Annotated in this window: 4 protein-coding genes and 1 pseudogene; 2 read left to right on the top strand and 3 right to left on the bottom strand. The window is 67.1% G+C overall.

Annotated features, from left to right (window positions below; translation table 11 throughout):
• On the bottom strand, positions 1–2,506 hold a 2,506-nt coding region (locus tag B2W70_RS06070), incomplete at its 3' end, for a PAS domain-containing sensor histidine kinase (RefSeq protein ID WP_286743836.1).
• Positions 2,507–2,581: 75 nt separating this feature from the next.
• A complete protein-coding gene (apbC, locus tag B2W70_RS06075) occupies positions 2,582–3,721 on the bottom strand; it encodes an iron-sulfur cluster carrier protein ApbC (RefSeq protein WP_286743838.1) in 1,140 nt (379 codons plus the stop codon).
• A 172-nt stretch (positions 3,722–3,893) separates the two neighbouring features.
• On the opposite strand from apbC, the gene metG reads away from it, so the two are divergent.
• Together metG and B2W70_RS06085 are read left to right on the top strand one after the other, a co-directional pair.
• Entirely contained in the window at positions 3,894–5,969 is a 2,076-nt protein-coding gene (gene metG, locus B2W70_RS06080; protein WP_286743840.1) for a methionine--tRNA ligase, read from the top strand.
• A 49-nt stretch (positions 5,970–6,018) separates the two neighbouring features.
• A complete protein-coding gene (locus B2W70_RS06085; protein ID WP_286743841.1) occupies positions 6,019–7,827 on the top strand; it encodes a SulP family inorganic anion transporter in 1,809 nt (602 codons plus the stop codon).
• Between the two features lie 18 nt (positions 7,828–7,845).
• On the opposite strand, the pseudogene B2W70_RS06090 reads toward B2W70_RS06085, so the two are convergent.
• Positions 7,846–8,268, bottom strand: a pseudogene (locus B2W70_RS06090) (CHAD domain-containing protein); the annotation flags it as partial.

Genomic DNA, 8,268 nt, shown 5'->3' on the forward strand with positions numbered 1-8,268 from the left:
TGGCGCTGCGGCGTGGCAGCAGCGCCCGCACCAGGCCCAGGCCGGACACGCCACCTGGCACGCGATCGATGTTGAAGCCCTCGGGCAACTGGCCCGGGCTGCGGATGTCGATGCGCACGCCCGCTTCGCTCGACTGCAGCAGGCATCGGATGGCTTGCTGGCCAGGGCCGTGCTTGTGGGCGTTGGTCAGCAACTCGTTGAGGCTCAGCGCGATCGGGATGGACTCGGCCTCGGGCAATTGCCAGTCGCCAGCGCTGGCGCCTTCGAGCTCGAGCTGGATGGGGCGCCCGAAGGTGCGTTGCACCGATTGCGCAATGGCTTCGACCACGGATTTGAGTCGCAGCGGACCGCCCGTGCCGACCTGCAGCCCGTACACCTGGGCGATGGCCTGAACCTGTCCGACCACCTCCGAGATGGCCGAGGCGACCTCGGGCTTGCGCGCAGCGATCTGCTGGAGCAAGCCCGCCACGCCCTGCAGGTTGTTTTTGATGCGGTGGTGCACTTCCTTGACCAGCATCTCGCGCTGAGCGATGGCGGCTTCCAGGCGCGCTTGTTCGGCGGCGCGCTGCTCGGTGATGTCCGAGGCCACCAGCAGGATCTGATCGGCCGCATCGCCATCTGCGTTCAGCGGCAGGTAGTTGACGTCCCAGACCTGGTTGCCGTTGCGTGCGGCCACCACGTGTTCTTTGTGGCGGGACTTGCCGCTGTCGAGCGCGGCCTGCAGCTCGGTGCACAGCTGGCGTCCGCGCTCTGCCGGGAAGGCCGCCTCCAAGGGCAGTCCAATGACCTTGGATGGGTCTTGCCCCATGAACAGCGCGCTGGCCTGGTTGGCCTGCAGCAGGGTCAGGTGGTGCGCGTCGATCAGCTGGATGGCCATGGGCGCCATGGCGATGATGCGCTGCAGGGTGGCTTGCGCCTCGGCGGTTTCGGCTTCGGCCTGACGGCGGCGGTCGATGTCGAGCAGGGCGTAGGTGGCCTGGCGCTGGCCGAGCTCGTCGAGCGTGACCACGGCGTTGCCCACCACCCAGAACACCCGTCCGTCTCGCCCCATCACCTGGCACTCGAAGGTGTGCGATTGGCCGTCCTCCAGGCCATCGAGGTAGTCGGTCAGCCGGAAGGGGTGGTCGAGGTCGGTGGTGGCCACGGTGCTCAGGGGCTGGCCCACGAAGTCGGCGAGGTCGCCGGCGAACATGCGGCGCGCGGAGCGGTTCATCCAGGCGATGCCGTGGGTGTCGATGGTGACGATGCCCACGAACACCGAGTCGAGGATGGCGCGGGTGCGGTCGGCCTGCAGGGTCAGGTTCCACTCCGCGCGGTGGCGGGCATCGACGTTGACAAAGGAGGCAATGAAGCCTTCTTCCGGGCGCGCTGGGTTGACCAGGCGCATGGCGACCTCGGCCCACAGGCCTTGCAGGCTGCCTTGGCCCGCGTTTTGTCCTGCTGTTGCGTGCACGCGCAATGCGCGCTCGCCCTGCCAATGGCCCAGGCTGCGCAGCACGCTGGTCACGTCGGCCTCGGTGTTGAGGTCGAGTTCGGGGGCGTACAGGGTCTGCAGGGCGCGACCGGTGAGGTCGGCATCGGGCTCGCCGATGAGGTCGGACAGGGCCGGGTTGGCGCGCTGGATGTGGCCGTCGCGCACGAAGGCGATGCCCACGCCCGAGAGCGAGAACATGAGGTCGCGGTCACGACCGAGCGATTCGAGCTGGGCCTGCTGCTGCCGAGCGCGGGTGATGTCCGAGAGCACCACGATGAGCTCCAGCGGCTCGGCCGACTCACCGATGCGCCTGACGGACAGGGCGTACCAGCGTGTGTTATGCCCTGGCAGGACGATCTCGATGTCGGTCTCGTGCTGGCTGTGCTCTTGCACCTGCCGGGCAGCCTGGGTGACCGCTCGCTCGATGCGCGGGTCGGCGCCCAGCAGCACGGACAGGCTTTGGCCGGGCAGAGAGCCCGGAGGCAGCCCCAGCATGCGTTCGAAGCGCCGGTTGCAGCGCACCAGCACGTCGTCCCGGAGGTAGGCGATGCCGGCTGGCGTGCTTTCCAGGATGGTGCTGAGTTCGTGCAAGAGCACGGCCTGGTCGGGCAGCGGGTCGGCGTCCGCGTCGGAGGCGATGCGGATGCCAGGCGAGTCAAGGGGCTCGTTGCCTGGGGCTTCGCGGATGGCACACAGGTACTGGCGGGGCTGCTCCGGCGATGGGTTGGCGACCGTCCAGACCTGACTGTGCAGGCTCACCAGGTCGGCCTGGCCGCGTGACTGGTGCACCCGAGATTGCAGGGGCGCGTCTTCGGGACCCAGGGCCAGCAGGGTCAGCGGAGAGTCCCAGCCGCAAAGGCGTTGCAAGGCTGAAGCGCCTTCTGCCAGGTTGCTGCCAGGCAGGGTGGCGTAGCCCAGCAGGGCGCTGAGCGCCGAGTTGGCGCGCAGCACGCGGCCGTGTTCGTTGAATTCGATCAGGGCCAGGGGCACGAGGTCGAACCAGGCGTCGTCGGCGGACAGCATTGGTGCCATGGCTGTCTTTCCTGTGGTCGGTGTGCAGTTGGGCGAGGGGGTGGGGCGCAAGCGGCGCTGGCGAGGTGGTGGGCCTCAGCCGGGTTGGCCAGCGCTCGGGCCTTCGCTGGGTGCGACGCTGACCCCAGGCAGCTTGCCGCTGTAGTCCTTGGGCAGCTTCGACAGGCCGGCGGCCATCAGGCGGGCCATGGCCTTGTAGAGGCCGGACACCTTGCCATCGGGTTCGGCCACCAGGGTGGGACGGCCGCTGTCGGCCTGTTCGCGGATGCCCAGGTCCAGCGGCATCGAGCCCAGCAGGGGAACGCTGCAGGTTTCGGCCAGGCGCTTGCCGCCGTCCTGGCCGAAGATGTGTGCCTCGTGGCCGCAGTTCGGACAGCAGTAGGTGGCCATGTTTTCGACGATGCCCAGCACCGGCACCGACACCTTTTCGAACATCTGCAAGCCCTTCTTGGCATCGAGCAGTGCGATGTCTTGCGGCGTGGTGACGATGACGGCCGCCGTGATGGGCGCGCGCTGGCTCAGGCTCAGGTGGATGTCGCCGGTGCCCGGGGGCATGTCGACGATGAGGTAATCGAGCGGCTCACCGGGGGCGCCCCAGTTGCTCAGTCGCAGCATCTGGTCGAAGGCCTGGGTGGCCATGGGGCCACGCCAGATGGCCGGTGCCTGACCGTCGATCAGCAGGCCGATGGACATGGTCTGCAGGCCGTGGTTGATGGGGGGGGTGATGGTCTTGCCATCGGGGCTGTCGGGTTTGCCGGACAGGCCCAGCATCAGGGGCTGGCTGGGGCCATAGATGTCGGCGTCGAGCATGCCCACGCGAGCGCCCTCGGCCGCCAGGGCCAGGGCCAGGTTGACGGCGGTGGTGCTCTTGCCCACGCCACCCTTGCCAGAGGCCACGGCGACCAGGTTTTTCACGCCAGGCAGCAGGGCCTGACCGCGCATGGCCTGGTGGGCGACGATGTCGGTGGACCAGTTGACCGCGACCTCGCGGATGCCTTCGACCTGACGGAGCGCGGCCTCGATCAGGCTGGTGAAGGCGGGCCATTGCGAACGCGCGGGGTACCCCAGGGCGATGTCGAGTTCCGCTCGCCCGTTGGACACGCTGAGCCTGCGCACGCGACGGCTCGACACCCAGTCCTGGCCTGTCAGCGGATCGGGCAATTGACGCAAAGCGTCGAGGGCAGCGGATTCGAGGGGCGAGGAAACAGCGGTCATGCGATGGAAACGGGCAAACAGGCGGTGGGAGCTCGGGGCTCGATCGGGGCGTTCAGTCTAGCCCGGATCGCCCCAGGAGAAGGCCTTCGGTCAGGGCCTTCCTCCATGCGGGTGAGTGGGGCGGCCCCGGCAGCCTAAAATCCCCTCCTTGCGATCGCCATCTCCTCACACCATGCCCCGCCAGCTCTTCGTCACCACCGCGCTGCCTTACGCCAACGGTCACTTCCACATCGGCCACATCATGGAGTACATCCAGGCCGACATCTGGGTGCGGTTCCAGCGCATGCAGGGCCATCAGGTGCACTTCGTGGGAGCCGACGACGCCCATGGCGCGCCGATCATGATCGCCGCCCAGAAGGTGAACAAGACGCCGCAGCAGTTCGTGGCCGACATCGCTGCAGGCCGCAAGCCTTACCTCGACGGCTTTCACATCAGCTTCGATCACTGGTCGAGCACCGACAGCCCCGAGAACCACGAGCTGGCCCAAAGCATTTACCGCGAGCTCAAGGCCCAGGGCCTGATCGACGTGCGCCCGGTCGAGCAATTCTTCGACCCCGAAAAGGGCATGTTCCTGGCCGACCGATTCATCAAGGGCGAGTGCCCCAAGTGCGCGGCCAAGGACCAATATGGCGACTCGTGCGAGGTGTGCGGCGCCGTCTACGCGCCCACCGAGCTCAAGAACCCGTATTCGTCGCTCTCGGGTGCCACGCCCGTGCTCAAGACCTCCGACCACTACTTCTTCAAGCTGTCCGATCAGCGCTGCCTGGGCTTCCTGGAGCAGTGGACGCAGGACGGCAAGCTGCAGCCCGCCGTCAGCAAGAAGATCAAGGAGTGGTTCACCAAAGACGAAAACGGTGAGGGCGGCCTGGGCGACTGGGACATCAGCCGCGACGCGCCTTATTTCGGCATCGAGATCCCCGACGCCCCCGGCAAGTACTTCTACGTCTGGCTGGATGCGCCGATCGGCTACCTGGCCTCGCTCAAGAGCTACTTCGCGGCCGGCGGCCCCAAGGCCAGGTACGGCGAGGCCCGCAGCTTCGATGAATTCATGGCCGACCCCGCCGTGGAGCAGGTGCACTTCATCGGCAAGGACATCACCTACTTCCACACCCTGTTCTGGCCCGCGATGCTGCAGTTCAGCGGCCGCAAGCTGCCGAACCAGGTGAACGTGCATGGCTTCATGACCGTCAACAACGGCGAGAAGATGTCCAAGAGCCGCGGCACGGGCCTCGATCCGCTCAAGTACCTCAGCCTGGGCATGAACCCCGAGTGGCTGCGTTACTACATCGCCGCCAAGCTCAACGCCAACGTCGAGGACATCGACTTCAACAAGGACGACTTCATGGCCCGGGTCAACTCCGACCTGGTGGGCAAGTTCGTCAACATCGCCAGTCGTGCGGCAGGCTTCCTGGCCAAACGCTTCGAGGGCAAGCTGACCGCTGCCATCGGCGATGAGGGCAAGGCTTTGCTGGCCACGCTGCAGGCCGGTGGTGCCAGCATCGCCGAGCAGTACGAAGCCCGTGAGCTGGGCAAGGTGCTGCGCGAGATCATGCTGCTGGCCGATCGCGTCAACGAGTACGTGGACGCCAACAAGCCCTGGGAGTTGGCCAAGCAGGAAGGCGCTGACGCGCGCCTGCAAGAGGTCTGCACCGTGTGCATCGAGGCCTTCCGCCTGCTGAGCATCTACCTCAAGCCGGTGCTGCCGGCCGTGGCCGCTCACGTCGAGGCCTTCTTGAGAGTCGAGCCGCTGACCTTCTCCGACGTCGGCCGACTGTTGGGCGAACACACCATTGGCGCCTACCAGCACCTGATGCAGCGCGTCGATGTGAAGATGCTCGATGCCCTCTTCGAAGCACCGCCGGCCCCGGTGGCCGAGGCGCCCAAGCCCGGTGGCGAAGACATCGCTGAAACCATCACCATCGACGACTTTGTCAAGGTGGACCTGCGCATCGCGAAAATCGTCAACGCCGAGCACGTCGACGGCAGCACCAAGCTGCTGCGCCTGACGCTGGACGTGGGCGAGGGACGCCACCGCAATGTGTTCAGTGGCATCAAGGAGGCCTACCAGCCTGAGCAGCTGATCGGCAAGCTCACTGTGCTGGTGGCCAACCTGGCGCCGCGCAAGATGAAGTTCGGCGTCAGCGAGGGCATGGTGCTGGCCGCCTCGCACACCGACGAGAAGGCCAACCCGGGCGTGTACGTGCTCGAGCCCTTCCCAGGCGCCGAGCCGGGCATGCGCATCCGCTGAGGGCAGGTGCCGTTGACCCGGCACGACCCTTGCTGTGCAATCGGGGCTGATGGAACGCCCTGACCCACAACAACTGAGAAGCGCCGGCACGAACCTGCGCGCCTGGCTGGCCCAATTGCCACTGGCGCCGTTTCGGCCGCGCCTGCTCGACGCGCTGCAAGGATACGACCGCCATCGCCTGCTGACCGACTGCAGCGCGGGCCTGACGGTGGGCATCGTGGCCCTGCCGCTGGCCATGGCTTTTGCCATCGCCTCGGGCGTGAAACCGGAGTCGGGCCTGTTCACGGCCATCATCGCCGGCTTCCTGATCTCGGCCTTGGGCGGCTCGCACGTTCAGATCGGCGGGCCCGCCGGGGCCTTCATCGTCATCGTCTACGGCATCGTCGAGCGTTACGGTCTGGCCAACCTGCTGATCTCGACCGTGTTGGCGGGTGGGCTGCTGTTCCTCATGGGCTGGTTCAGGCTGGGGGCGCTGGTGCGCTACATCCCGGTGAGCATCGTCATCGGCTTCACCAATGGCATCGCGGTCTTGATCGCCCTGTCGCAACTCAAGGACCTGCTGGGGCTCGACCCTTCCCACATGCCGGCTGATTTCGTGGGGCAGTTGCGCACGTTGTGGGCACATGCCGATCAGGTCAACCCCTTGGCGGTGGGCATGGGGCTGGCGGCGCTGGCGCTGGTGACCCTCTGGCCGCGCGCTTTTGCCAAAGACGGCTTGGCGCCGCCGGCCTGGCAGTCGTCCAGGGCCTTTCGCGTGGTGGCTCGCTTGCCAGGGCCCATCGTCGCCATCATCCTGTTTGGCGCTGCCACGGCCTGGCTGTCGCTGCCGGTGGCCACCATTGGCAGCCGATTTGGCGGCATCCCTCATGGGCTTCCCGATTTTGTCTGGCCGGAGTTCAGTTGGGAGGGCATGCGCCAGCTGTTCATCCCCACGGTGACCATCGCCTTGTTGGGCGCCATCGAGTCGCTGCTTTGTGCGCGCGTGGCCGACAACCTGACCGAACTGCCGCGCCACGACCCCAACCAGGAGCTGATGGCACAAGGCGTGGCCAACGTGGTCACGCCATTTTTCGGCGGCATCCCGGCCACGGGCACCATCGCCCGCACGGTCACCAACGTGCGCTCGGGCGCGACCTCGCCGGTGGCGGGCATGGTGCACGCGCTGGTGCTGCTGTTGATCGTGCTGGTGGCCGCCCCGCTGGCGGTGCACGTGCCGCTGCCGGTGCTGGCGGGCATCCTGCTGTCGGTGGCCTGGAACATGGGCGAGTGGCAGGCCTTTGCTCACCTCAAGCAGTACCACTACACCTACCGCACCATCCTGGTGGGCACCTTCTTGCTGACGGTGATTTTCGACCTGACGGTGGCGGTGGAGGTGGGGCTGGTGCTGGCCTGCCTGTTCTTCATCTACCGCATGAGCACGCTGTTTCGCGTCGAAGCCAGCGAGTTGCCGGGCCACGTGCCGGGCTTGGCCTCGGGTGAGGTGCCTGGGCAGGTTCGGCTGTGCCGCTTGTATGGTTCGCTGTTCTTTGGTGCGGTGGGCAAGGTGGAAGACCTGCCTGAGCAGCTGCCGCCGGCCACGAGGGTGGTGGTGCTGGAGACGTCGCGGCTGATCTCGATGGACACCTCGGGCCTGGACGCCTTGGTGCAATTGCAGCGCACGCTGGCGCGCAAGCAGATCAGGCTGATGCTGTGCGGACTCAACGAGCAGCCGCTGAGCCTGATGCACCGCAGCGGTCGCGATGCAGACACCTTTGGCGCGGAAAACGTGCTTCCCGACCTGGCTGCGGTGCAGGCAGCCTTGGCACAACAGGCCGTGGGTGGCGTTAACACCTCACCCACGGTGACCATTCAGCGCTGAAGCCTCAAGTCCAAAGGTTCACCAGGGGGCGGAGCAGCGGGCCCATTGGCGCAGCGCCCGGCGGGCCTGGGTGCGGGTGCGCAGGCGCCGGCCCAGCAGCCATCCTGCGGCGAACAAGGCGCGCGGATCCAGGGCCGAGGCGGCCTGGTAGCGCGCCCGTGCCACCGTTTCATCCTGCAGCCGGCCTAAAGCGGCGATGGCTTCGGTTTGCGCCCGCTCGAAGGACGAAGGCACCCGTGCCGCCGTGAACAGGTGGATGATGTCGCGCAGGTTGCGCAATCGGCGGCGCAAGCGGTGGGCGTCTTCGTCGCTCAGGCGCTGGTGCTCGCGGACGTGGCGGCGCATCACCCGGTGCTGGCGGTGCAGGTGGGTGTGCAGCCAGGGCTCGAACGGCAGGCGGGCCTCGCCGTCGTCTTCGCCGGATCGCACCAGGGCGGTCAG

Source organism: Aquabacterium sp. UBA2148 (genome assembly GCF_002328915.1).
GTDB lineage: Bacteria > Pseudomonadota > Gammaproteobacteria > Burkholderiales > Burkholderiaceae_C > Aquabacterium > Aquabacterium parvum.